Here is a 23508-nt window from a genome sequence, read left to right as displayed (position 1 = left end):
CCTTTTATCTTTATTTATCTTTATCGGCTAAACTTGAGCTGAACTAAAAAATTTGCTCAATACTCAATAAGTTTGCCTGTCCCTCTTTTTGATTTATTTAAAAAACTCCTAGGTGTATTAAAGTTTTGTTTTATTCACAAAGTTGCGGGAATATGTTAGCCATAAAAGTTGAAAATCTAATAAAACGTTACGGGGCAATTACCGCTCTTAAAGGAATTTCTTTTTCGGTTAAGCCAGGGGAACTTTTTGCCCTTCTTGGCCCCAATGGGGCAGGAAAAACCACTACAATTCGAATCCTTTGCGGCTTAACTAGGCCAACTGAAGGAAAGGCCTTTTTTTATGAGATAGATGTTTTTAAAAGGCCTCTTCAAGCCAAAAAGATGGTAGGTCTTGTCCCTCAGGCCATCAATCTTGACCTAGAGCTAACCCTCAAAGAAAACCTGCTGATCCACGGGCTTCTTTTTGGATTAAGTCATGAGCAAATTCGTAAGCGTTCAGAGAAACTCCTGCGTTTTGCTGAGCTCTGGGAAAGAGCCAATGTCAAGGTAAAAACCCTTTCTGGAGGTATGAGAAGGAGACTTCTCATCATAAGGGCCCTTCTCCACGAGCCACGTATTCTTTTCCTGGATGAACCAACCGTGGGCCTAGACCCTCACATAAGGCGAAAGCTCTGGGGGCTTATAAAGAGTATCCAGCAAAAAGGCACCACCATTCTTTTAACCACTCATTATATAGAAGAAGCTGAGTTTTTGGCTGACCGAGTGGCATTTATAGATGCCGGGCGTCTGGTGGCTCTGGACACCCCTCAGGCCCTTATCAAACAACTTGGAGAATATGCCGTTGATCTTGTACGCGGCACCGAACTTGAAACAAGGTTTTTCCCCAGTCGGGAGGATGCTGAGGAGTTCACCTTAAAGCTTTCCCAAAAGGTGGAGTCTGTTATTTTAAGGCGTGTAAACCTTGAAGACGCCTTTGTACATTTTACCGGAAGAAAAGTATGAAGGGCTTTTTAGCTGTTTACCTGAGGGAACTACTAATTATCTGGCATCGCCTGCCACGTATGCTCCTTTCCTTTTCTGTCTCCCCCATCCTTTATCTAGTAGCTTTTGGTTTTGGCCTAGGAAAACACCTGGAGGTAGCAGGAAGGCCATATCTTGAGTTTCTAATCCCCGGGCTTGTGGCTGCTTCCTCTATGACTCAGGGGTTTGGCATAAACGTAGAAATAAATGTTGCCCGCTTCTATCTAAAAGTTTTTGAAGAGTTTCAGGCCGCCCCAATCTCAAACCTGGCCTATGTGCTTGGTGAAATTCTGGCCGGTGTTACCAGGGCCTTTCTTTCGGTTTTAATCATTGTGTTTGTTACTCTGCTAGCTGGGGTTTCCCTTAACTTTGGCCCCTTTTTCTGGCTGGGTATGTTTTTAAATGCTTTTATCTTTGCAAGCCTTGGGGTTACTTCTGCTATGATGATTAAAGCCCATTCTGACCAGGCCCTTATCAGCAACTTTATTATTACTCCCATGGTCTTTCTAGGAGGCACTTTTTTCCCGGTAGAAAATATGCCAGGGTTAATACAAATAGTTCTTAAAGCCCTCCCCCTAACTCACGCCTCACACCTGATAAGGGCAGCAGCCTATGGAGAGGGCCTTATCTGGTCTTCCTTTTTTATTCTTCTGGTCCTTGCTATTTTGGGCCTCTTTCTGGCTTATTTTTCTGTAGATAAAGCCAGGGATTAGGCCTCTTTTAACTTTTGTGCAAGATAATGCAAAAGCACCCGCGGATGCTCTATAGGGCCTTCATGTTCGCGGACAAGGGCATCAAGGGCCTTGCCCTCAACAACCAGGCCGGCTAAACGGCTGGCTACTTCTTCAGGATCAGCAGGCCAGGAAAGGCCTTTAATGCGCACTAAAATTTCGGCTGGCCAGCCTACCCCGAGCACTCTGGCACTTTCCTGAAGTACGGCAGAGAAAAAGACCAAGGCATCCCGGCCTTCTTTTATCTCTTTATAAGCAAGCTTGGCCAGACCACCAGCGGTATGAGCCCGCGGGGTTTTTTCCTGTAACTCGCCTTCAAGCTTCTTTAAGACAAGCTCTGGCTCAGCCCGCAAAATATTGCGTACCGTCTGGCGGGTAAGGCCCAAAAATTCAGCAATGTCGTCTTCGGTTTTGAAAGCCTCTTCTGCCAGTACTATGGCGTATGAAGCTTCCATCAAACTGGTAATCCAAGTAAGATTGCGGTATTCAATTAATTTCCGTGGACCGCCGATAATCTCAAGGGCCTTTAAAAAAACCCGAATGGCCATGGCATCCACGTCAAACTCTTTAATTTCCTGAGGTCCTATTACTACGGGCATATTTCACCTCCTGATATTTATTTTCTATTCAAACTTGATTATTCAAACTTGATTCAAACTTGCCTGTCCCTTAATAGGTCTCGCTATAAATATGAGCATAAAATACAAAAAAACCAGACCTGTTTGCTATTAATGGAAGTATTTTTTACATTACAGAGCATCTCGCAAGGCCACGTAGTCGCCGTGGCAAAGTGCCCCTACCAGGTCATTGTATTACGAGGAGGCCCGAAGGGCCGACGAAGTGACCCAATGGGTCATTGTATGGTTTTAAGAAAAGGACAAAAAGCTTACGAGGAGCACGAAGTGCGACGAAGTAATCCTTGTCCCGAGCGGTAGCGAAGGGACCTGAGATTGCTTCGGGGCTTTGCCCCTCGCAATGACGGGTGAGGGCTCGCAATGACAATCCAAAAATAATCCAAAAATTGCCATCTGTTTTACGCTCTCATTAATAAAAATAAACTTATTACGTGTGATAAGTTTTCTTCCCTTAGATGGTAATATTTGAAAGAAGAGGTCATAAAAGGCCTGCAATTAAGATTTGAATTGCCAGACAATCACTTTATAAGAAGGGGGCAACCTACGGTAGTGCTGCTCTAGTCTGTTTAATTTGCAATGAAAAATGAAGTGAGAGCAGAATATAATGACCGTTTTTTAAATGTTTTTCATTATTTTTGCCGCTAACCATGGAGAAACTGCTATAACAGCTAAAACTAATATAAACAAATCTCCCTTTTTGAGATTAAACACCTGCATAATTTCTTCCAGGGTTTACCTACAACGTAGTGCGCAAAAATAAATTCAAACAAGAGCGTTAGAACCACCCAAAATAATCCGATTAAAATATATGTTCCCGGTTCCAACACGCCAATAAATGGAATAAAAATCAACGAAACTAAAAACACAAAGATGGCCAATGATAATCCGCTTAGAGGTAATGCCAGATTTAATCCCATCAGGGAAACCAGGATTTTTTCTCGAATTATGCCGTTTTATAATGGCGATAATAAAAATAATAATCCATATCCCCGTTGCTTTTAGTAATATTCCGTTCATCATTTAAATAATCCCGCCGCGTAAGAGGTGGCTCAAGGTCCAGACAACCGGCAACAAAATCTTTTGAATCACCCCGGTAAAAATAAGCAAAAGAAGGACTATAAAACCGTAAGGCTCAAGACGGCTGTATTTATAGGCAAGTTCCCTGGGTAAAAGGCCCATAAGGATTTTACTGCCATCAAGAGGGGGTACAGGCAGCAGATTAAAGACCCCAAGGCCAATATTTAGCTGAATACCAATAGCCAGCATAAGAAAGATGGGTTTACCAAAAAAAACAGCTATATCTTTCCCCAACCATGAAAGAGGCCAGATTATCAAGTCAAAAAAGCGCAGCATTATGGCAAAAGCTATTGCCAGTAAAAAATTAGCCGAGGGGCCAGCGAGAGCCACCAGCATCATATCCCGCCTGGGGTCACGCAAATTCCTCGGATCAACAGGCACAGGCCTTGCCCAGCCAATGGCCTGGGTGATGATAAAGGCCAAGGTACCGAAAAAATCAAGGTGTCTTATAGGATTTAGAGTCAGACGCCCGGCCATTTTGGCCGTAGGGTCTCCCAGTTTATAAGCCACCCAGCCGTGGGCATATTCGTGCACTGTTACCGCCGCTAAAAGGGGCATAGCCATTATTATCAATATTCGTAAATCAGGAAGGAAATCCATTTTTTAGCTCCTTTTCCAAAAAGGTAATTTCTTCTCCGTCTTTTATCTGGCCATCAAGCTTAGCTGCCCTTATTTTTTTCAAAATTTTTCCTAAAATAGGCCCACTGTTTAAGCCAAGCCTTTTCAAGTCTTTGCCAGAAAGGCCTGGCGAAACTTTGAAGTAATGTTTAAAACATCTTAAAAGAAAATCCTCATCTAAAAAAGAAACCGAAGCGCATAACAGTTCTTTGGGAAACTTTTCTAAAAAAAAGACTTTTTCACTTACTGGTATAGCGGGATCTAAAAGCCAGGAGGCCTTTTCTTCCAAAGATTTTCTTTGCCTCTGGTAGCTTTCAAATTTTTTGGTTGAAAGCTCAAGTTTGGCAAACTCTTCCGGACTACCCGCTAAAAGTAAGGCTACGAGTTCAATCTCAGCACGTTCTCCAAGACCTGCTACTTCTGCCAAATGAAAGGCCTTTTTAAATAAAGTTTCATCAGGGTCTAAGGAAAAAAGCTTCTTCAAAATCCTATGTTTTTTAAGAAATAAAATTGCCTTTAGCGGCTCTTTTTCTTCAAAAATCCTTAAAAACTCATTACGAAGCCGCGCTGGAGTTAAAAGATTGAGTGTCTCAAACTTAAGGGCCAGATCAATGGCCCTCAGGGTAGTTTTGGTAAGCTCAAGATTAAAGCGGGTAGCGTAGCGAGCCGCCCTGAAAATCCTGGTGGGGTCATCAATAAAGCTTAGTACGTGTAAAACGCGAAGTTTTTGGGAAAAAATATCGGCCACCCCGCCGTAGAAATCAACGATCTGGCCTGTTACAGGGCAAAGGGCCAGGGCGTTTACCGTAAAATCCCGCCGGAAGAGGTCAAGCCGCAGGGGGCCAGGGGCTATTCTAGGTAACCTGGCTGGCGCTTCATAGTACTCCCAGCGCATCTGGGCAATGTCAAAAATATAAGCACCGGCTTTTATTTTGAAGGTGCCAAAAAGTGATTTTTTGATGATTTCACCCTGTAAAGCCCTGGCAAACTTCTCGGCAAATTTTTGAACCTTCCTGGTAATCACCACATCAATGTCAAAACAGGGCCGGTTGAGAATAAGGTCTCTTACCACTCCGCCCACAAAATAGGCTGAAACTCCAAGTTCGCTACTTATTTCACAAAGAATCTGGGCAAAAGTCTTAAGCTCTCCTTTAAGCTTAACAGTCTCTTTCTTAAAAAGGCCTTCCTGGAGTAAAGGGCCTTCTTTTAAGGTTATAAGGCTTTTAGGGGTTTCTTTTAGAACTAAAAATGCCCCCAGAGGATTTCTTAAAACTTCTAGCCCGGGGAAAGTTTCTCCAGAAGGGATTTCTTCCGCTATCTCAGAAAGATTAACCTTAAGACCGTATCTTTTGGCATTAAATAAGCTCCTTCGGCTAAGAGCCCCTATATATTCACCATCGGCCATAACTATGAGAATTTCTTCCCCTGAAAGGGAAAAAAGTTCCAGCGCCTCATCCATTGAGGCCTTTTTCTCAATACTAATAGGCAGCCCTAAACTAGCCGCGGGGATGATATTTTTCATGGACTTTACGTAGGGTTTCTGCCTGCACATGGGTGTAAATCTGGGTGGTAGAAAGGCTGGCGTGCCCAAGTAACATTTGAACAGTCCTTAAGTCTGCTCCCCTTTCCAGGAGATGCGTGGCAAATGAGTGCCTGAGGCTGTGGGGAGTAATGTCTCTGGGGTTAAGGCCAGCTTTTAAGGCGTAAGTCTTTATTATCTGCCAGAAGCGCTGGCGCGTAAGGGGCCTTCCCCTTTTGTTTAAAAAGATATGAGCCTCATCAAAGCGCTTGCCAAGAAGTTTGGGGCGCGCTTTTTTAAGGTATTTCTGGATAAATTCTCTGGCCACTTCCCCTGTGGGCACCAGGCGTTCCTTGCCTCCTTTTCCCATTACCCTTACAAAACCCACTTCAAGATTCAAGTCAAAAAGCTTTAAAGTAACAAGCTCTGAAACCCGCAGGCCTGAAGCGTAAAGTAATTCCAGCATGGCCCTGTCTCTAAGGCCAAGTGGAGTGGAAATATCCGGCGCCTCAAGTAGCCTTTCCACCTCTCCTGCTGAAAGCACCACTGGAAGCTTTCTGGAAAGCCTGGGGCCTTCTACCAGGGTAACCGGGTTTTCAGGAAAGTCATGTTCTAAAACCAGATACTTGAAAAAACCCCTGAGTGCTGAAAGTCTTCTGGCCACGGTTTCAGGGGAAATTCCTTTTTCTCTTTGCCTGGCAAGATAAAGGAGAATATGGGGCGCTTTAACCTCAGAAAGATTTTTTAAACCTTTTTCCTCAATAAAGGAAAAAAAATCATTTAAATCAGAGGCATAGGCCTCTACGGTTTTAGGTGAATAACCCTTTTCTACGGCCAGAACAGAAAGATAAAGGTCAAGGAGAGAGGTGTCCATCACATACCTAACTCGTCAAGCAAGGCCATGGCTTCTTCCTGCACCTTTTCGGACTTAGCTGTCATGGAAAGGACGCGCATCTTGCTTAAAAAGCCCTGCTTTTCTACAGGGCCTTTGGCAGGGTAAAGTTCTTTCAAAGCCTTCATTGCCCCGCAAACAATTTCTACATCCCTATGGTCCAAAAGTAAAATAAGGGTGCCCCAGTCCTCAGGAAGGCCATATTCTTTAACGTAGTCCCTCACCGCTTTATTAAAACGATTGGTGCCGTAACTTTTGTGAATGCGTGAAAGCGCTTTGTCGTGCTCAGGAGTACCCTTTTTACCGGCAAAAAGCTTTTCTACTTCTTTTAAATAGCGCTCCTTCATCCATTTGTCTTTTAACGCAGACTCAAGGGCTGTTTCGTCTTTGCGGTGTCTGGTGTGAGGACTTCGGTCGCGCATTTTGTCTATCTCTCGCCAGGTAGGTCTTTCCCGTTCGTCATCAAAGGCCATAAAAATCACCTCCTCCGTTGGCAGGGTTGAAAATAAAAGTCTATCTCTGGCAAAACAAGGGCAGTAAGTTCTCCCCCATAAACACAACCGGTATCAATACCAATTTTATTGGGAGCTAAAAAAGGTTGTCTAAAAGGTGTATGGGCGAAAACAACTCTTTTTCCCCAGTCATAATCAGAATAAATAAACTCTTCCCGAATAAAAAGAAGGTCTTCCAAACGCTGTTTATCAAGGGGCCTTCCGGGTTTTAAACCAGCATGAACAAAGATATAGCGTTCAGTTTCCCAGTATAAAGGAAGACTTGCTAAAAAGTCAACATACTCAGGCGGTATTTCAAACTTTCCTTCGTCATTGGTAAACTGGGCCAGGGTAATGTCTCCGCCATTGGCGAGATAAGCTTCGCGCCAGTCCCCTTCTAAATATCGCAAAAGCATCCATTCGTGATTGCCCATAAGAGCAATGACTTTATCTCCATAAGATTCTTTGAGTTCCATAACCATTTCCAATACCCGACGCGGGTCTGGGCCGCGGTCTATATAGTCTCCTAATAAAACAAGATAGTCTTCCCCCAAACGAATGGGGATTTTGGCCAGCAGTTCTTCAAAGGCGTAAAGGCAACCGTGAATATCTCCAATAGCGTAAATATTATCCATATTAGAAGCTAAGCCAGAGGAGCTTTCTTTCGGCTCGCTGGTCAAGACGCTTGAGCCCTACTTCTTTGGCCCAGCGTAGGGCCTCTTCGTATTCCTCAGGGGTAATACGGCGGTCAAGGGGAGGATACTTCCAGGCATCCCCGCAGGGGTAATACTGGTCCATAATGTTAACATAGGTATTTGGTGATATTTCTTCGGCAATGAACTTTAAAACTTCTTTGGTGCCTGAAAGGCCACCTGGAAGCACCAGATGCCGCACCAGAAGACCTCGCCTGGCAATAAATTCGTCGTCAAGCTCAAGGTCTCCCACCTGACGATGCATTTCCTTAAGAGCGTCTCTAGCCACTTGGGGATAACGCGGGACTTTGGAAAGCTTTAAAGCTATCTCTTCGTCCCAATACTTAAAGTCTGGCATGTAAATATCTATGATTCCATCAAGAATTTTTAAGGTCTCTACCCTTTCGTACCCTCCACAGTTGTAAACAAGGGGCACTCTTAACCCCTTTTCCACCGCTATAACTAAAGCCTCTACAATAAAGGCAATTTGATGGGTAGGAGTAACGAAATTGATGTTATGACAACCCCTTGCCTGAAGGGCCAGCATCATGCGGGCAAGCTCTTCGGCCGTGGTTTCCTCCCCTGCCCCCAGATGACTTATCTCCCAGTTCTGGCAGTAAACACAGGCCATATTGCAGTAAGTAAAAAAGATAGTCCCGGAACCACCGTAGCCCACCAAGGGCTGCTCTTCACCAAAATGAGGGCCGTAGCTTGAAACCACTGGTTTATCAAGCACCCGACAAAAACCCTTCTCGCCTTTTTGGCGATTTACTCCACACTCGTGCGGACACAAATTACAGGCAGCGAGGCTTTCTCGCAAAAGCCTTGCCCTTTCTAAAAGCTTGCCCTGGCGATGAAGCTTTAAATAAGCTGGTTCAAAATTGTTACTCATGGCCCTGAGAAGATAGATCCTCTATCTTTACTTTCCCAGGTCAGCCTACCCCGTCATAAAAAAAGAGAATTTTCTTTTCTCCCTCTATTTGTTTGGGAGTAAGTGGCTTTGGCTTGTAACCATCTAAAAATATTAACATTTCCTGGCGAGAGGGAAGATCTTCCAGAGACTGGGAAAAACTTTTTTTAGTATGGGTATCAATAAGGGAAAATTCCTTTCCGTTTGTCTGAACACAAATAGGAGGTGGCGCTTCAGGGGAAATAAGCCTTGCCGCAGCGATAGTGCCCCGTTCACGGCTTACCACTGAGCCTTCGTTAATCCTTATAACAATAGCTGGCTTTTCAGCGATATTTACCAGAATATCAACCATGGAGTGGAGTCGTTTATTAGCTACCTCTATAACTAGAGGGACCTCTTCTTTTATATCTTCGGGAAGATAGCCCTTTTTTTCAAGTAAAAAATCACGAATAGCCTTTCTTTCCGCCTTAAAGGCATCATCATGAATCTCACATACGCTTTCAGCACATTTACAGGTAATCATTTACTTTCACTTAGATATCAGCCCTCTAAAATGAGCCAGAATTGGTCAATATTTCTAGCTGCATAAAAGCTCCTTTAAATTCTAAAAGCTTGCCTGCACCTGAAGGGGCACATAACCCAGGATGTCTTTAAGGGTACGGGCAAGCTCAGGCCTAGGGTCAAGCTTAAAGGCCCCGTTTAAATCTATCAGCACTTCACCGTCGTTAAACTTAAGTTTTATCTCCACCGGGAACTTCCCCTGTGCATCTTTAAGTATATCATGTAAGGCCTTAAGTTGGGAAATATTTGTTTCTTCACCCTTTAACACCATAGCAACGCGCCCGTTTATCACTTCAGCCGCCCGGGTTAAAGGGACTATCTTTTCCGCTACGACTTTGGCCCCGCGGTCATCTTTCTCAAAACGGCCTACCACAAAAACCAGGCCTTTTTCGTCAATTAATTCTTCACACTGGCGCAAAAGGTCTGGAAAGACAATAACTTCTATCGTCTCGTAGCCGTCTTCTATCTTAAGAATGGCCATACGATCGCCTTTACGGGTGTTTTTGACCTTGGCTTCAGAAATGGCCCCCCCTACCCCTACTTTCACCGATGAATTAAGTTTTAGTAGGGAAGAAACGGTGTAAGGTGTTAAAAGAGATAGCCACTCACGATAAGGCTCAAGGGGATGCCCGCTAAAGTAAAAGCCAAGGGCCTCTCGCTCATATTTAAGTTTAGTGTTAATCGGCCATTCTTCTTTAGCAGGAATCTCAAAAGTTCCAGCGCTATCCTTAGAAGTATTTACATTGCTGGCAAAGTCAAAAATAGACTTTTGGCCCTGTTCTTTGGCTCTTTTGCGGGTCTGAGCCCAATCAAGCATCTCAGGTAGCGCTTCAAAAAGGGCCGCCCTTGCATGACCCAGGGAATCAAAGGCCCCGGCTTTTATGAGAGATTCTATAACCCGGCGGTTTACCTTCTTTAAGTCAACCCTCAGACAAAAGTCCTCAAAGGACTTAAAAAGCCCTTCCTGACGCGCCTTGATAATCTCTTCAATGGCTCCTTCGCCTACGTTTTTGACCGCCCCCAGGCCAAAACGAATTCTCCCATCTTTGATGCTAAAACCTACCTCACTTTCGTTTATGTCAGGCGGGAGAACCTCTATGCCCATATGTTTGCAAACTGAAACATATTTGACCACCTGGTCGGTATTTCCCATTTCGTAAGAGAGAAGGGCCGTCATGTAGCAAATGGGATAATGGGCCTTGAGATAAGCCGTCTGGTAAGCCACCAGGGCGTAAGCGGCTGAATGACTTTTATTAAAGCCGTAACCGGCAAACTTTTCCATAAGGTCAAAGATGTATTCAGCCTTATCTTTAGGAATGCCGCGCTCTGTGGCTCCTTTTATAAAACGCTCCTTCTGGGCGGCCATGACCTCCGGCTTCTTTTTACCCATGGCCCGACGGAGAATATCCGCTTCGCCAAGGCTATAGCCAGCCAGAACCTGGGCGATTTTCATCACCTGTTCCTGATAGACGATAACCCCGTAAGTCTCTTTTAAAATAGGCTCAAGCTCAGGCAATGGATATTCAACTTCTATTTCCCCGTGTTTGGCCTTGACGTACTGGTCAACCATGCCAGACTCAAGGGGCCCTGGGCGATAAAGGGCCAGAATAGCTATCAAGTCGTTAAACTCCGAAGGCTTCATGCGCACCAGAAGCTCTTTCATCCCCGCAGATTCCAGCTGAAACACGCCGTCAGTTTCTCCTCGCCTCAAAAGCTCATAAGTCTTTTCGTCGTCAAGGGAAAGGCGCGAAGGGTCAATCTCTGCTCCATAATGCTCTCTTACCAGGCGCACGGCATGGTCAATAATGGTAAGGGTCTTAAGGCCCAGGAAGTCAAACTTGATAAGCCCTACCCTTTCCACAGCCTTCATGTCAAACTGAGTGACGATTTCCTCCTCGTCACCTTTCATGAGCGGGCAGTAGTTGGTAAGGGGGGCATCAGCAATAACTACCCCTGCGGCGTGGGTAGAAGAATGCCTTGGTAGCCCCTCAAGGGCCTGGGCAATAGCCATAAGTTCCCGTACTTTAGGGTCTTTTTCTATGAGTTCTTTTAAGCGCGGCTCCGTAGCTATGGCCTTTTCAAGCGTAATACCAGGGGTTTCAGGAATAAGCTTGGCAATTTTATCAACCTGGGGATAAGGCATACCAAGGGCACGGCCTACATCGCGCACCACCGCTTTGGCCTTCATCTGCCCAAAAGTGGCAATTTGAGCCACGAACTCTTCTCCGCCATACTTCTCCCGCACATAGCGGATTACCTCTTCCCGACGACGCATACAAAAATCAACGTCTATATCAGGGAGACTTGCCCTTTCAACGTTTAGAAAGCGCTCAAAAAGTAGCCCGTAGCGAATAGGGTCAAGCTCGGTGATGCCCATGGCGTAAGCCACCAGAGACCCAGCAGCTGAACCCCGGCCTGGGCCCACAGGAATACCCTGCTTTTTAGCCCAGGCAATAAAATCAGAGACCACCAGAAAGTAACTGGCAAAGCCTTTTTCTTTTATGACTTCAAGTTCAAGGTCAAGTCTTTCTCGATATTCCTTTTCAGAGGTGGCAAGTCCCGGCCATTCCTTCAATTTTTTAAGGCGCTCCTCAAAACCTGCTCTTGCCTTTTCTTCAAATACCTCTTCGTAAGTCTTCCCTTCAGGTAAGGGATAGCGAGGAAAATGGTGTTTTCCGAGTTCAAGTTCAAGGTGACACTCTTCAGCAATACGCAAAGTATTTTCAATGGCTTCAGGGCACCAGGAAAAGCGCTCTTTCATCTCTTCAGGTGAAGCAAAATAAAGCTTATCCGTAGAAAAACGCATACGGTTTTCGTCAGTAACGAGCTTGTTCGTCTGAATACAGAGAAGGACATCGTGAACACGGGCATCATCTTCTTTTAGGTAGTGGCAGTCATTAGTAGCCACGAGAGGAAGACCCAGTTCTCTAGCAATCTCCACCAGGGCTTCGTTAACCTGTTTTTGTTCAGGGAGGTCGTTTTCCTGAAGCTCAAGATAAAAGCGGCCTGGAAAAATTTCGGCGTACTCTTTAGCCAGCTTACGCGCCTCAGCCATCTGGCCGCGAAGTGCCGCTGAGGCCACCTCCCCGTGAAGACAGGCTGAAAGGGCAATAAGCCCGTCACTATACTGACGCAAAAGCTCTTTATCCACCCGGGGCTTCCAGTAAAAACCTTCAAAGTTCGCGAGAGTCACAAGCTTCAGAAGATTGCGATAACCGGTTTCGTTCTGGCAAAGCACCACCAGATGGTAGCCCGCCTCGTGGGCACTTTTGGCCTTGCGCTCAAAGCGAGAGCCCGGGGCTACGTAAAGTTCACAGCCGAGAATGGGCTTAAGGCCAAATTCTTTGGCCTTTTCATAAAAATGAACAAGTCCAAATAGGCTTCCGTGGTCTGTAATAGCCACGGCCTTATAACCGTATTCTACTGCTTTAGGGAAAAGATCTTTTAAACGTATGGCTCCGTCTAAAAGGCTCCACTCAGTATGCAAATGAAGATGCACAAAGTCAGCCATCTCATTCTCCTTGACTAATTATAATTTTAGATTTAATCTAAATTAATATAAATTTCAATTTAAGGAGTTTAAAGATGAAAAAGTATCAATGCAAAACCTGTGGTTATGTTTACGAACCGGAAAAGGGTGACCCCATGCACGACATTCCTCCTGAAACCCCTTTTGAAGATTTACCCAGAGATTGGACTTGCCCTGTCTGCGGTTCAAGCAAGATAGCGTTTCAACCCCTAGACTAAGTCGTTAATTATGCGCTCCGGGGCGTTAAATATATTTACCCGCTCCGGGCGCGCGTAGCAAACCAGAGTAATACCTGCTCTTTTGGCGATTTCAAGCCCTAAAGACGAAGTTGCCGTGCGTGACATAACAATGGGAATACCAACCCGAGCACATTTTAAAACCATGTCCGAAGTAAGCCTCCCAGTGGTATAAATGGCTCCCTTAGGGCTGGCTTTGCCCATTAAAATGGCCCCAACTACCTTATCCACTGCGTTGTGACGGCCAACATCTTCGTAAAAAAGACGCAAGCGCCCATCTTCCCAGTAGCCGCAGGCGTGCACGCAATGGGTTCTCAAGCCCAGGTCTGATTTTTTTAAAACAGCCAAAATAAAATCCCTCACCTCTGAGAGCCTCATCTGCCACTCGGCCAAGGGAGAAAATTCTTTTTCAAGAAAGTCACGGGATATTTTGCCTGTCCCCCCACAACCTGAGGTAATAATTAAATCTTTTCCTTCTATTTTTTCCACATCGGCGTAAACAAATATGCTTCCTTTCTCGTGGCAAAGTCTTACTTCTTTAAAAACTTTTGGGTCTTCAAAATATCCCTGGGCAAAAAGAAAACCTACTCCGAATTCCTCAAGCCCTGTAGGCAGTACCATGGAAGAACCCACCGGCTCCTCGTTTAAGTAAATACGATAAGGGCGCTCAAGGATAACTTCTTCCTCGCGCTCTTCTTCTTTCAATGGCGCCTTTAACCTGGTGCGATGCTTTAAGGTAAGAGTAATCATATTTCTATTTTAGCCTAAGTGGCTTTACGTAAAACTCTTTTATCTCCCACCCGAATGGTTATTTTTTGGTGGTCAAGATATTCAAGCAACGGGATGGTATATTTGCGGCTGGCCCCTCCCAGTAATTTTTTAAAATCTCCCACGGCCATTTCCTGATTATTCTTGAGAAAAGAAATAACTTTATTTTTAACTTCTTCTAAAACATCGGCGTGGAATATTAACTCGTCACGAAGCTTTACCAATTTTCCTTCCTGTAAAAGCAAAGAAAAAATTTCCTGGGCCACAGGAGCATTTTCCTTAAAGCTAGCAATAACTTCGTCTTTATCTGGTGGAGTAACACCGGCTTTACGGAATATATTTTCAAGCTTCTGTTTTATGGCTTCCTGTTCTTCGGCAAGTACTATTTTGTGTTCAGAAAGCCTTATAAACTTTTCTTCCTGAACAACTTTATTTTTGGCTATGAGTTCTTCTAGCATCTTTTCAAAAGCCCGATTATCAAGACCAGAAGGAAGACGCTGCCTTAGCTCTTCTTTGGTCAGTCCTGGCTTTAGAGGAAACTTTTCGTGGAATTTCTTTAAACGATTAAGGATTTCCCCTTTTATCTGGTCGTATATTTCCCGAGCCAAATAAAGTTTTTTGTTTTCAAAGGGAATTTCTTTTATTTTACCATACTCTTTCAAGCGTTTTAGCACTTTAGCCAGGTCTTCATCAAACAAAGATACTCTAAGGGCTATTTCCTCTTCGGGAAGACCCATTTCCTTGGCCATTTTAAGGTGATAAAGAATAACTTCTTCAAGAGGGGCCTCTTTAAGGAATTTTAATTCTTCTACCTGGCGCTTTTGAGAACGTTTACGGCGCTCTGCCACTGGGTTAAGTACCACGCCTCCGCCGATGGTCACCATAGGCGAGTAGCTTCTTAAAACAAAATGGTCTCCACGCCAGCAGACAACAGGTTCTTCAAGCCGCAGTTGGGCCAGGGCCTCCTCTCCTGGTTCTATCTTATCCTTACCGAAAAGGAAAACACGCCCCAGCACTTCGCTGGTACCTATATGCAGGCGCACCCTGGTGTTGTGTAGAAGAGGCTTTGAAGCACTTGAAAGATAACGCAGAGAAACATCAAGAATAAGACTGGGCCGCAAAGTGCCTGGCATGGCCACCACGTCGCCTCGTTCTACTTCTTCTTTTTCTATACCCTGGAGATTCAAAGCTGTACGCTGGCCAGCCAAGGCTTCATCTCTATCCTCTCCATGAACCTGAATGCGTCTTATGCGGGTAGAAAGCTCGCGAGGATAAATCATGGCCTCATCGCCTAGTTTTATCCTGCCAGAAAGGGCTGTGCCCGTAACTACGGTGCCAAAACCTTTAATGGTGAACACACGGTCAACCGGAAGCCTAAAAGGCCCTTTAGCCGGGCGGGCTGGCACCTTTTTAACCAGCTCGTCAAGCAGGGCAATGAGTTCATCAAGGCCCTCTCCCGTGGTGGCTGACACCGCTATTATGGGAGCCCCCTCAAGAAAGGTGCCTTTCAAGGCCTCGGTGATATCTTCTTTAATTAGTTCAAGCCAGTCTTCTTCTACCAGGTCTTTTTTGGTTATTACCACCAGGCCGGTTTTTACCCCGAGCAACTCACATATCTCAAGATGCTCTCTTGTTTGTGGCATAACGCCTTCGTCAGCAGCTACTACCAGGGCCACCAGGTCAATTCCACTGGCTCCAGCCACCATATTTTTCACAAAACGCTCGTGCCCTGGCACATCAACTATTCCCAGGCGAATACCACTGGGAAGAGTGAGATGAGCAAAACCAAGTTCTATGGTTATGCCGCGTTCTTTTTCTTCTTTTAAGCGATCTGTATCTATACCCGTAAGGGCTTTGACCAGGGTTGTCTTTCCATGGTCAATATGGCCAGCTGTGCCCAAAATAACTCGTTTTTCAGTTTTTTCCGCCATTTTTCACCTCTAATGAAGATTACGCCCTAAGAGCAAATTTAACCTCCGCCAGCATTCAGGGCAAAATTTAGCAGGTTTAACGTCAACCTCCATAACACTGTTAGAATAATGCATAACACAGGGAGCCTCACAGTGGTCAAGGCCTATAGCGTGACCAAGTTCATGGAGTGCTTCTTTTTGGGCTCTTTCATAGAGCAGGCGGTCATTGGGCGGCAGGTTGTAAAACTTATTGTCAAGACGCTTATAAGAAAGCAAGGCCGTACCCTGCTTTAAAATAGAAATACCAAAGACAAAGTTTAAATCCCAGGCGTAGAGATCAGCTTCGCAAATACCGAGTTTTAAACGAGAGCGAGTCTCTATATTTTGCTGAAAATAAGTTACCAGGTCATCGGCTTTGAATTGGCCTCGTGCCGGGTCAAAAAACTCCTGAGGAAGAGAAGCCGGCTCTTCAAAAAAAACTTCAAGCTGTAAGTTTTCATAGATTCCTCCAGCAATAGCGTCAATCACGTCCTGGCGCACACTTCCTAAAGGAACCAAAGAAACCGCTTTGAACATATCAATCCTCCTCACAAAATTCTTTTAAGAGTTAGCAAATCTCAGCCAAAGGACAACCTAAACCCGATAAAAATAAATGGGATCTTCCACTTTTAGAACCTTGTAAGGTTTAAAGCCTGGTAAAGGGAAATTAGCACTTATAAAAATGGCTCCAGGTTTGGCCTCTTTACGCAACTTAGGCGCAAGGTCTAGCAATAAGTCAGGAAAAAGATAGAAGAAAATGACGTCATATTTTGAAAGGTCTGCCTCAAAAAAATTTTTACGGTAAATTTTTATCGGCATCCCGGTCAGAATATTTTTGAGACGGGCTAAAAAATAAGCCCAGGGATTTATTTCGTAACCCTCTCCCGCAACACCCAAACGCCGGTAAACAGCCCTTAAAAACCTACCATCACCACAACCTAAATCAACTAGATGAAAGTTTGCCTGTCCCTCAAGCTCATCAAGAATAGCTTCTATTTTGGCCTTAGAAGTAGAAACAAAAAGAGCCCCTTTGGTACGCCTTATCACCGAAATAGTTCCTATGGCATAACAAAGCTTTATAAAAGCCAAAGGCAAAAGAAAAGAGAGAATCCCGAGGAGTAAAAACTTCATCTTTTAAGCACTTCCACCTCAGCCAGGGGTTCAGCCTGCACGAGAATGATAGCGCCTCTCTGGGCCAATTCAAGGAGAGCTAAAAAAACTGTAATAGCCTCTTCGCGGCTTTTGGCCTTCTTAAAAAATTCTTTAAGATACATCCTGGGAGAATCTTTGAGCAGGGCCTCTATTTCGGCTATCTTTTCCTGGATTAAATATCTAGCCCGCTTTACCTCTAAAGGAGCAGGAGGCTTACGCCCAAGAACCTCTTTCAATGCCGAAAGAAGTTCAAAAAGAGAAACAGAGATCTCGTCATGGGGAGCCACTTCCCGAGCAGGAGCCACAAAGACGTCTCTTCCGAGTATTGGTCTTTTCCAGAGGATTTCTGCGGCTTTCTGGTATTTGGCAAGAGCTAAAAGCGGCTCTACGATTTCCTGACGCGGGTCATCGATGTTTTCTTCTTGGGGGCTATCTTCTTCGGGCCTGGGAAGAAGCATCTGGCTTTTTATATAAAGCAAAGTGGCAGCCATAACTAAATATTCCCCGGCGATATCTAAATCAAGGGCCTTCATCATTTCAAGATACGCTAAATACTGTTCGGTAATGAGGGAGATGGGAAGGTCAAATATATTGAGCTTGTTTTTACGTACCAGATGCAGTAATAAATCTAGAGGACCTTCAAAAGCAGGGGTTTTAACAATGTATTCTTCAGGCATTGACATAAAAATTTTATATCTCGCTAAATGTAAAAGCTGGCCTAAAATGGTTTCTTTAATAGAAAAAGCCGTCAAAGAATTAGGCCTTTACGCCCAAATATCTACCCAAGAAATTAAAAATAGAAAAGAGGCAGAAGAACTGGGCTTTTTAGGGTCTCCAACAGTAAAGGTAAATGGAATAGATTTAGAACCGCAGGCCACTGGAAAAACATTTTTGAGCTGAAGGCCTTACAGAACGCCGGACGGGCGTCTAAAACCCCTTCCAACCTATGAGCAGGTATTAACCTGGCTAAAACGTTTCGTATGAAAAAAGAAAAAACCCAGGAAAAAATTTGTTTTGAACCCATTGGCTGGGTGCATACTGAAGCCAAAGAAGTGCCGCGTTTTTACACTATTTCCAAGGTAAAGGGTAAGCTTCATATTTTGCCAGAATACAAACTAGGCTTAAAAGACATAAAGCCAGGCGATTATCTGTGGGTAATCTTTACCTTTCATAAAAGCCCGCCATTTGACCCAGAAAAACACATGGTTCAGGAACCCCCGCATCGGCCAGGTGAAAAGCGAGGAGTTTTTAGCACCTGTTCTCCGGTAAGGCCAAATCCCATCGGGCTCTCCCGGGTTAAGGTCTTAAAAGTAAGAGAAAACATAATTGAAGTTGAAGGCCTTGATATGCTTGATGGCACCCCTATTCTGGATATTAAGCCTTACAAAGAAGACAAACCCTGATGCGCTGGCCAAACACTTTAAAAGTCGTAATACCAGGAAAGCTTAAATTCTCTTTTATAAAAGACGGAGTTAGCTTCTATGAAAAGCGCCTCAAAAATTACATAAACTTTTCACTTGAGGAACGGAAAGTAGTCAAAGCCAGGGTTCCTGACTTAATCAAACAAAACGAAGGCAAAGCCCTGCTTTTGGGAACAGAAAAGGCCTTTATCATTGCCCTTGATGAAAGGGGGAAAGAGTTTAGCTCCAGAGAATGGGCCAAACATTTGGGAAATATCCTTGAAAGAGAACGAGAAATACACTTTCTGATAGGCGGAGCCTATGGGCATTCCCGGGAAGTCCTGGAAAAAGCCCATCTAAAGCTATCTCTTTCTAAATTAACTCTGGGCCATGAAATCGCTGTTTTAGTCCTTTGCGAACAGATTTACCGGGCCTTAAGTATTCTTTCTGGTGAGCCTTATCACAAATGAAGCAAATGAGGCCGCTTGTTTCAGTAATTATTCCCACTTACAATCGCAAAGCTTTTCTAAAAGAAGCCATTGAGTCTGTTCTGGCTCAAAGTTTTAAAAACTTTGAGCTAATTGTAGTAGATGACGGCTCAACTGATGACACCCCTTATCTGGCTACGCGCTATCACATACGCTATGTTCGCAAACAGAAGAGGCAGGGGGTTTCAGCAGCAAGAAACACTGGTATCAGGTTAGCTAAGGGAAGCTTTATCGCCTTCCTTGACAGTGATGACCTCTGGCTTCCTGAGAAACTGGCCAAACAAATAGTTTTCTTTAAAAAAAATCCCGAAGCTGTAGCGGTACAAACTGAAGAAATCTGGATCAGGCGCGGAAAGAGGGTAAACCCTCGCCAGAGACACAAAAAGCCTTCAGGATACTTTTTTGACCGCGCTTTGGAGTTATGCCTTATAAGCCCTTCAGGGGTAATGTTAAAGCGCGAAGTCTTTGATAAGATAGGCCTTTTTGACGAAAGCTTTCCGGCTTGTGAAGATTATGAGCTTTGGCTGAGACTCCTTGCCCGCTACCCCGTATTTTTAATTAACGAACCTCTGGTAATTAAAAGAGGAGGCCATAAAGACCAGCTTTCTTCCACTCCTGGTCTTGATTATTTTCGGTTAAAGGCCCTGGCAAAAATTTACAAAGCCCCCTTCTTAACCCCGGCTATGAGGCTTCTGGTTATAAAAGAAGCCATACGCAAGGGGAACATATATCGCCAGGGGGCCTTAAAAAGAGGAAAACTTCACCAGGCACGTGAAGTGGAAAAAATTATTGAAAAAATGACAAAATTTCCCGGGCTTTCTCCTTTTTCGGCTTTAAGTTCTTCTTAAACTAAGACGATAAAAATAAAGACATGCTAGACAAACGAATTTTTGAACGTTTTACGCTAAAATGTCCCTGTCACTGGGTAGTGGAAGACGGCTACCAAGTGTTTGACGCTCAGATTGAAGACATAAGCCTTGGCGGCTTTCGTATATCTACTTTTACCAGCCTCAGCCCTGGCCAGGGAATAAAGTTTTCTTTAGAAACAAAACCGCCTGTAAAAGGACGGGCCAGGGTGGTCTGGGTGCGGAAAGACGGAGAAAAATATTACGCTGGCCTTGAAATAGTAGAACTACAAGAAAAATTTCGTAAAAGATTTCAGGAAATAATAGAGGAACTTACCTTAAATAACCTCCCTGAAAGTTATCTTCGCTAACTTATCTTAGCCCCAGGGGAGATATCCTTTTCTGGAGCCAATAAAGTAAGCCCATTTTCATCTTTGGCAGCAAGGACCATCCCCTGAGACAATATCCCCCGAATCTTAGCCGGCTTTAAATTGGCAAGAAGCACTACCTTTTTGCCAGTTAGTTCTTCTGGAGTGTAATATTCAGCCACCCCTGCTATAACTATGCGTTCCTCAGGGCATTTAACCTTGAGCTTCAAAAGACGGTCAGTGTTGGGGACTCTTTCCGCCTCTACCACTTGAGCAATACGCAAATCAAGCTTTTGGAACTCCTCAAAAGATACCATATCTTCCTGAGACACCTTTTCCTCCTTCCCAGGTTCTTTTGACTCTTTTGGTTCTTCGGGCTCTTTTTCCTCAAGACGAGGGAAAAGGGCCTTACCTCTGGTAATCCCGGTTCCTGGATTTAAGATACCAAACTGGTAAAGATATTCTTTTTTGAGAAAGTCTTCAGGCTCAAGGCCAAGTTTTTGTAAAATCTTTTCGCAAGACTCTGGCATTACCGGCCAAAGAGCAGTGGCTATTACTCTTAACACCTCAAGTAAGTGATAAATCACCGTGGCCGTACGTTCTTTTTGGCCCTTTTTCATTAAGGCCCAGGGAGCCTGATAATCAACGTAGCGGTTGGCTTCTCCAATTAGCTCCCAGAGGCTGGCCAGAGCTCGATGGAACTGAAAGCCTTCCATAAAAGAAAGATAGGCCGAAACTTTTTCTTCACACAAATTCCAGAGTTCTTGATCAGCCTTTTCTCGCTCAAAAAACTCAGGGACTTTTCCAGCAAAATATTTTTTTACCATGGTAAGGGTCCTAAACACCAGGTTACCCAGGTCATTGGCCAAATCTGCATTAATGCGCGTTCTTAAAGCCTCTTCGCTAAAATTAGCGTCAAGGCCAAAGGCCATTTCCCGCATCAAGAAGTAGCGAACCTGATCAACTCCATACTTGGCTACCAACTCTTTAGGACGCACGATATTGCCTAAAGATTTAGACATTTTAGTTTCGCCAACATTCCAGTAACCATGAACATGAAGGCTATGATAAGGTTCAACCCCCATGGCCTTAAGCATAATTGGCCAATAAACCGCATGAGGCTTTAGAATATCTTTGGCTATCACATGATGGGCCGGCCAGTATTTTTGCCAGAGAGGGTCTTCTGGATAACCAATTCCTGAAAGATAATTAATTAGAGCATCAAACCATACATAGGTCACAAAATTTTTATCAAAAGGAAGCTCAATTCCCCAGGTAAGCCTTGTTTTAGGGCGAGAGATACAAAGGTCTTCCAGGTCTTCTTTTAAAAAAGAAAGAATTTCATTGCGGTAGCGTTCAGGGGTAATAAAGTCAGGGTTTTTCTGGATATAATCAATAAGCCAGTCCTGGTATTTGGAAAGCTTAAAAAAGTAATTGGCCTCTTTTAAAGGTGTAGGTGGTTTCTGGTGATCGGGACAAAGGCCATCAACCAGTTCTTTTTCTGTTAAGAAACGTTCACAACCAAAACAATAAAGTCCTTCATATTCGGCGAAGTAAATGTCTCCCTGATCATAAATTTTTTGTAGCACATATTGAACCACCTTTATATGATCAGGGTCAGTGGTGCGAATAAACCTGGAATAGGAAATATTCAAAAGTTTCCAAGCATCTTTAAAAAGAGAGCTTATTCTATCAACATACTCTTTAGGACTTAGGCCCTGTTTTTGAGCCGCCTGAACGATTTTGTCACCGTGTTCGTCGGTTCCAGTAAGAAAAAAGACCTCTTCACCAAGAAGCCTTTTAAGACGGCTAACCACGTCAGCCACTAAGGTAGTGTAGGCATGCCCTAGATGAGGTTCTGCATTCACATAGTAAATAGGCGTCGTTATGTAAAAAGCCATTATCCTAGCTCCTTTTTAAAGTTATCTATCGCTATTTCTATCTCTTCGCCTTCGCCTGTCTCAATGGTAACTGATTCTCTGAAGATGTTGTAGCGTACCACCCTACCTTCAACTTCCTCAAGGGAGACTTTTTTCCCTATCTTGGGAAGGCTGGCTGAGAGCTCAGCATAAACATTATGCTCAAAAAGGAGGCAACAAAGAAGTCTTCCACAAATACCTGAGATCTTCACTGGATCAAGGGGGAGGCTTTGTTCTTTGGCAATTTTTATGGAAACAGGATCAAATTTCTTAAGAAAGGTAGCACAGCATATTTCGCGCCCACAGCAACCAATACCTCCCACCATACCGGCCTCATGGCGGACGCCTATCTGGCGCATTTCAATTCTTGTGCGAAGAGCCCTTACCAGGTCTTTTACCAGTTGCCTGAAATCAATACGGCCATCGGCGGTATAGTAAAAAATGACTTTACTCCGGTCAAAAAGCCTTTCTACCCGTACAAGCTTCATTTCAAGGCCTTGCTCTTCAGCCAGTTGCTCACAAATACTCCAGGCCTTTTCCTCAAAGGCCAAATTTTCCCTATACTTTTCAATTTCCTTGGAAGTGGCCAGGCGCTTAACCCTGGGGAGACCATCTATTGCTTCTTGAGAAATTGGAATACTAACTGGCAAGGAAACTACTTTGGCGACTTCTTTTTGTTCAGGAAATTCTACCAAAACAAAGTCCCCCGGTTTAATAGCAAGGCCTTGGGTTACCGCATGAAATCCAGCATAACCTTCCCGTAAAATTAGTTCTATTATTTGTAGCTCTTTATTTTTATTGTTTTTGCCAGGATAATTTTTGCCTTTTTTCTTGCTTTTTTTATGTTTACGCTTTTGAGCGCTTTCCTTGGTCATATTTTCACCTTTTAAACTTTACTTTTAAACAGATTCAGTAGAAATTTTACTTCCTTATCAGGATAAAACTACACGCTAAAACAGTAATAAAGAAACACCTAAAAGATTACAAGCCTTTTAAGTTTTTAAATAACTCTTTTAGCAGGAAAGGATGTTTTACCCCTGGAGCTATCTCTATCCCTGAACTGAGGTCAATGGCATAAGGGGAAACACTCTTAACAGCGCTTACAACATTATGAGGATTAAGCCCCCCGGCAAGAATTATTGGTATTCCAAATTTTTTGGCCTTTATGGCCAGACGCCAATCAAAAACCCGACCGGTTCCCCCTAGCTCCCCCTTAACGTATGTGTCTAAAAGAATAGCTGATACCTTCCCTTTATAATCCGGAATTTTTTGAAGGTCTTTTTCGTCTTTTATCCTGAAGGCCTTTATTACTCTGGGAAAAAATTTTTCACAAACCCAAGGAGATTCTTTCCCGTGAAGCTGTATAAAATCAAGGCTTACCAATTTGGCAATCTCTTTAATAGTTTGCGGGTCTTCATCTACAAAAACTCCCACTACATTAACAAAAGGTGGTAATTTTTGACGAATTTCTCTGGCCTTTTCTATTGGGAGGTAGCGCGGGCTCTTGAGATAAAAAATAAAGCCAATAGCATGTGCTCCCAGCTGAACAGCAAGCTCAGCGTCACTATCCCTGGTTATCCCGCAAATTTTTACCCGTATCATCACCAACCTCCCTGAACTCCCTGAACTTTGCCTGTCCCTAATTGTTACATTTTTTGAACGTTTTAGCAGTAGAATGACAAAAGATTATTTTTGCGTTAGATTATCAG

The 23508-nt window shown here is 44.0% G+C and carries 26 protein-coding genes; 8 read left to right on the top strand and 18 right to left on the bottom strand.

Features of this window, described 5'->3' with window-relative positions:
- The first annotated feature begins 152 nt into the window (after positions 1-152).
- Complete coding sequence (locus TH606_RS02455) at positions 153-1001, top strand: ABC transporter ATP-binding protein (protein ID WP_068541115.1); 849 nt, start codon at positions 153-155, stop codon at positions 999-1001.
- Positions 998-1732: an ABC transporter permease gene (locus TH606_RS02450; RefSeq protein WP_068541114.1), complete on the top strand. Its 735-nt coding sequence runs from the start codon at positions 998-1000 to the stop codon at positions 1730-1732. Before TH606_RS02455 ends, TH606_RS02450 begins: the two co-directional genes overlap by 4 nt.
- On the opposite strand, the gene TH606_RS02445 is transcribed toward TH606_RS02450, so the two are convergent.
- The 10 genes from TH606_RS02445 to dnaE form a co-directional block, all read right to left on the bottom strand.
- Entirely contained in the window at positions 1729-2349 is a 621-nt protein-coding gene (locus TH606_RS02445; RefSeq protein ID WP_068541113.1) for a bacterio-opsin activator, read from the bottom strand. The two genes, TH606_RS02450 and TH606_RS02445, sit on opposite strands and share 4 nt — an antisense overlap.
- Before the next feature lie 798 nt (positions 2350-3147).
- Positions 3148-3405 (bottom strand): hypothetical protein, encoded by a 258-nt coding sequence (locus TH606_RS02440; protein ID WP_068541112.1) that lies wholly within the window; start codon positions 3403-3405, stop codon positions 3148-3150.
- Positions 3406-4062: a site-2 protease family protein gene (locus TH606_RS02435; RefSeq protein WP_068541111.1), complete on the bottom strand. Its 657-nt coding sequence runs from the start codon at positions 4060-4062 to the stop codon at positions 3406-3408. It lies immediately after the preceding gene.
- Positions 4046-5539, bottom strand: coding sequence for a CCA tRNA nucleotidyltransferase (locus TH606_RS02430; protein WP_197460492.1), 1494 nt, complete (start codon positions 5537-5539; stop codon positions 4046-4048). Before TH606_RS02430 ends, TH606_RS02435 begins: the two co-directional genes overlap by 17 nt.
- A gap of 37 nt (positions 5540-5576) precedes the next feature.
- Positions 5577-6473 carry a site-specific tyrosine recombinase XerD gene (gene xerD, locus TH606_RS02425; protein WP_068541109.1) on the bottom strand — a complete coding sequence of 299 codons (897 nt, stop codon included), beginning with the start codon at positions 6471-6473 and terminating at the stop codon, positions 5577-5579.
- Positions 6473-6964, bottom strand: coding sequence for a hypothetical protein (locus TH606_RS02420; RefSeq protein WP_068541108.1), 492 nt, complete (start codon positions 6962-6964; stop codon positions 6473-6475). The genes xerD and TH606_RS02420 overlap by 1 nt, the downstream gene beginning before the upstream one ends.
- Positions 6965-6969: 5 nt before the next feature.
- Positions 6970-7617: a metallophosphoesterase family protein gene (locus TH606_RS02415; RefSeq protein ID WP_068541107.1), complete on the bottom strand. Its 648-nt coding sequence runs from the start codon at positions 7615-7617 to the stop codon at positions 6970-6972.
- 1 nt (position 7618) lies between these two features.
- Positions 7619-8566, bottom strand: a complete 948-nt coding sequence (locus TH606_RS02410) for a radical SAM protein (RefSeq protein WP_068541106.1) — start codon at positions 8564-8566, stop codon at positions 7619-7621.
- 40 nt (positions 8567-8606) lie between these two features.
- A complete protein-coding gene (locus tag TH606_RS02405; protein WP_068541105.1) occupies positions 8607-9107 on the bottom strand; it encodes a type I restriction enzyme HsdR N-terminal domain-containing protein in 501 nt (166 codons plus the stop codon).
- Positions 9108-9188: 81 nt separating this feature from the next.
- Positions 9189-12656 carry a DNA polymerase III subunit alpha gene (dnaE, locus tag TH606_RS02400; RefSeq protein WP_068541104.1) on the bottom strand — a complete coding sequence of 1156 codons (3468 nt, stop codon included), beginning with the start codon at positions 12654-12656 and terminating at the stop codon, positions 9189-9191.
- Between the two features lie 74 nt (positions 12657-12730).
- Between dnaE and TH606_RS02395 the strand changes: the two genes are divergently transcribed.
- A complete protein-coding gene (locus TH606_RS02395) occupies positions 12731-12892 on the top strand; it encodes a rubredoxin (protein ID WP_068541103.1) in 162 nt (53 codons plus the stop codon).
- Here the strand turns inward: TH606_RS02395 and fdhD are convergent.
- From fdhD to TH606_RS02370, 5 genes are read right to left on the bottom strand one after another with little or no spacing between them, the layout of a single operon-like run.
- The gene (gene fdhD / locus TH606_RS02390; RefSeq protein WP_068541102.1) at positions 12884-13660 is read right to left on the bottom strand and encodes a formate dehydrogenase accessory sulfurtransferase FdhD; all 777 of its coding nucleotides are present in this window, start codon (positions 13658-13660) and stop codon (positions 12884-12886) included. The two genes, TH606_RS02395 and fdhD, sit on opposite strands and share 9 nt — an antisense overlap.
- Before the next feature lie 14 nt (positions 13661-13674).
- Positions 13675-15609, bottom strand: coding sequence for a selenocysteine-specific translation elongation factor (gene selB / locus TH606_RS02385; RefSeq protein ID WP_068541101.1), 1935 nt, complete (start codon positions 15607-15609; stop codon positions 13675-13677).
- Positions 15610-15618: 9 nt separating this feature from the next.
- Positions 15619-16164 carry an archaemetzincin gene (locus tag TH606_RS02380; RefSeq protein WP_068541100.1) on the bottom strand — a complete coding sequence of 182 codons (546 nt, stop codon included), beginning with the start codon at positions 16162-16164 and terminating at the stop codon, positions 15619-15621.
- Positions 16165-16221: 57 nt separating this feature from the next.
- Positions 16222-16758 (bottom strand): methyltransferase domain-containing protein, encoded by a 537-nt coding sequence (locus tag TH606_RS02375; RefSeq protein ID WP_068541099.1) that lies wholly within the window; start codon positions 16756-16758, stop codon positions 16222-16224.
- A complete protein-coding gene (locus tag TH606_RS02370) occupies positions 16755-17462 on the bottom strand; it encodes a segregation and condensation protein A (RefSeq protein ID WP_082863472.1) in 708 nt (235 codons plus the stop codon). Before TH606_RS02370 ends, TH606_RS02375 begins: the two co-directional genes overlap by 4 nt.
- A gap of 40 nt (positions 17463-17502) precedes the next feature.
- On the opposite strand from TH606_RS02370, the gene TH606_RS02365 reads away from it, so the two are divergent.
- From TH606_RS02365 to TH606_RS02345, 5 genes are all read left to right on the top strand, one after another.
- On the top strand, positions 17503-17679 hold the full coding sequence (locus tag TH606_RS02365; protein ID WP_157627843.1) for a DsbA family protein: 177 nt from the start codon (positions 17503-17505) through the stop codon (positions 17677-17679).
- 80 nt (positions 17680-17759) lie between these two features.
- Positions 17760-18182 carry a tRNA (N6-threonylcarbamoyladenosine(37)-N6)-methyltransferase TrmO gene (tsaA, locus tag TH606_RS02360; RefSeq protein ID WP_068541096.1) on the top strand — a complete coding sequence of 141 codons (423 nt, stop codon included), beginning with the start codon at positions 17760-17762 and terminating at the stop codon, positions 18180-18182.
- A complete protein-coding gene (locus TH606_RS02355; RefSeq protein WP_068541095.1) occupies positions 18182-18649 on the top strand; it encodes a 23S rRNA (pseudouridine(1915)-N(3))-methyltransferase RlmH in 468 nt (155 codons plus the stop codon). Before tsaA ends, TH606_RS02355 begins: the two co-directional genes overlap by 1 nt.
- Positions 18650-18654: 5 nt before the next feature.
- The gene (locus TH606_RS02350; protein ID WP_068541094.1) at positions 18655-19515 is read left to right on the top strand and encodes a glycosyltransferase family 2 protein; all 861 of its coding nucleotides are present in this window, start codon (positions 18655-18657) and stop codon (positions 19513-19515) included.
- A 23-nt stretch (positions 19516-19538) separates the two neighbouring features.
- Positions 19539-19883, top strand: coding sequence for a PilZ domain-containing protein (locus tag TH606_RS02345; RefSeq protein WP_068541093.1), 345 nt, complete (start codon positions 19539-19541; stop codon positions 19881-19883).
- Here TH606_RS02345 and metG read toward each other — a convergent pair.
- The 3 genes from metG to TH606_RS02330 all read right to left on the bottom strand — a co-directional run bounded on the left by metG (position 19880) and on the right by TH606_RS02330 (position 23401).
- The gene (gene metG, locus TH606_RS02340) at positions 19880-21781 is read right to left on the bottom strand and encodes a methionine--tRNA ligase (RefSeq protein WP_068541092.1); all 1902 of its coding nucleotides are present in this window, start codon (positions 21779-21781) and stop codon (positions 19880-19882) included. The two genes, TH606_RS02345 and metG, sit on opposite strands and share 4 nt — an antisense overlap.
- Positions 21781-22674, bottom strand: a complete 894-nt coding sequence (locus TH606_RS02335; protein ID WP_082863471.1) for a PSP1 domain-containing protein — start codon at positions 22672-22674, stop codon at positions 21781-21783. Before TH606_RS02335 ends, metG begins: the two co-directional genes overlap by 1 nt.
- Before the next feature lie 106 nt (positions 22675-22780).
- Entirely contained in the window at positions 22781-23401 is a 621-nt protein-coding gene (locus TH606_RS02330) for a phosphoribosylanthranilate isomerase (RefSeq protein ID WP_068541091.1), read from the bottom strand.
- Positions 23402-23508 lie beyond the last annotated feature (107 nt).

Source organism: Thermodesulfatator autotrophicus, assembly GCF_001642325.1.
Classification (GTDB): Bacteria; Desulfobacterota; Thermodesulfobacteria; order Thermodesulfobacteriales; family Thermodesulfatatoraceae; genus Thermodesulfatator; species Thermodesulfatator autotrophicus.
Note: the sequence above shows the minus strand (reverse complement) of the source record. Positions and strands in the feature narration are given on the sequence as shown.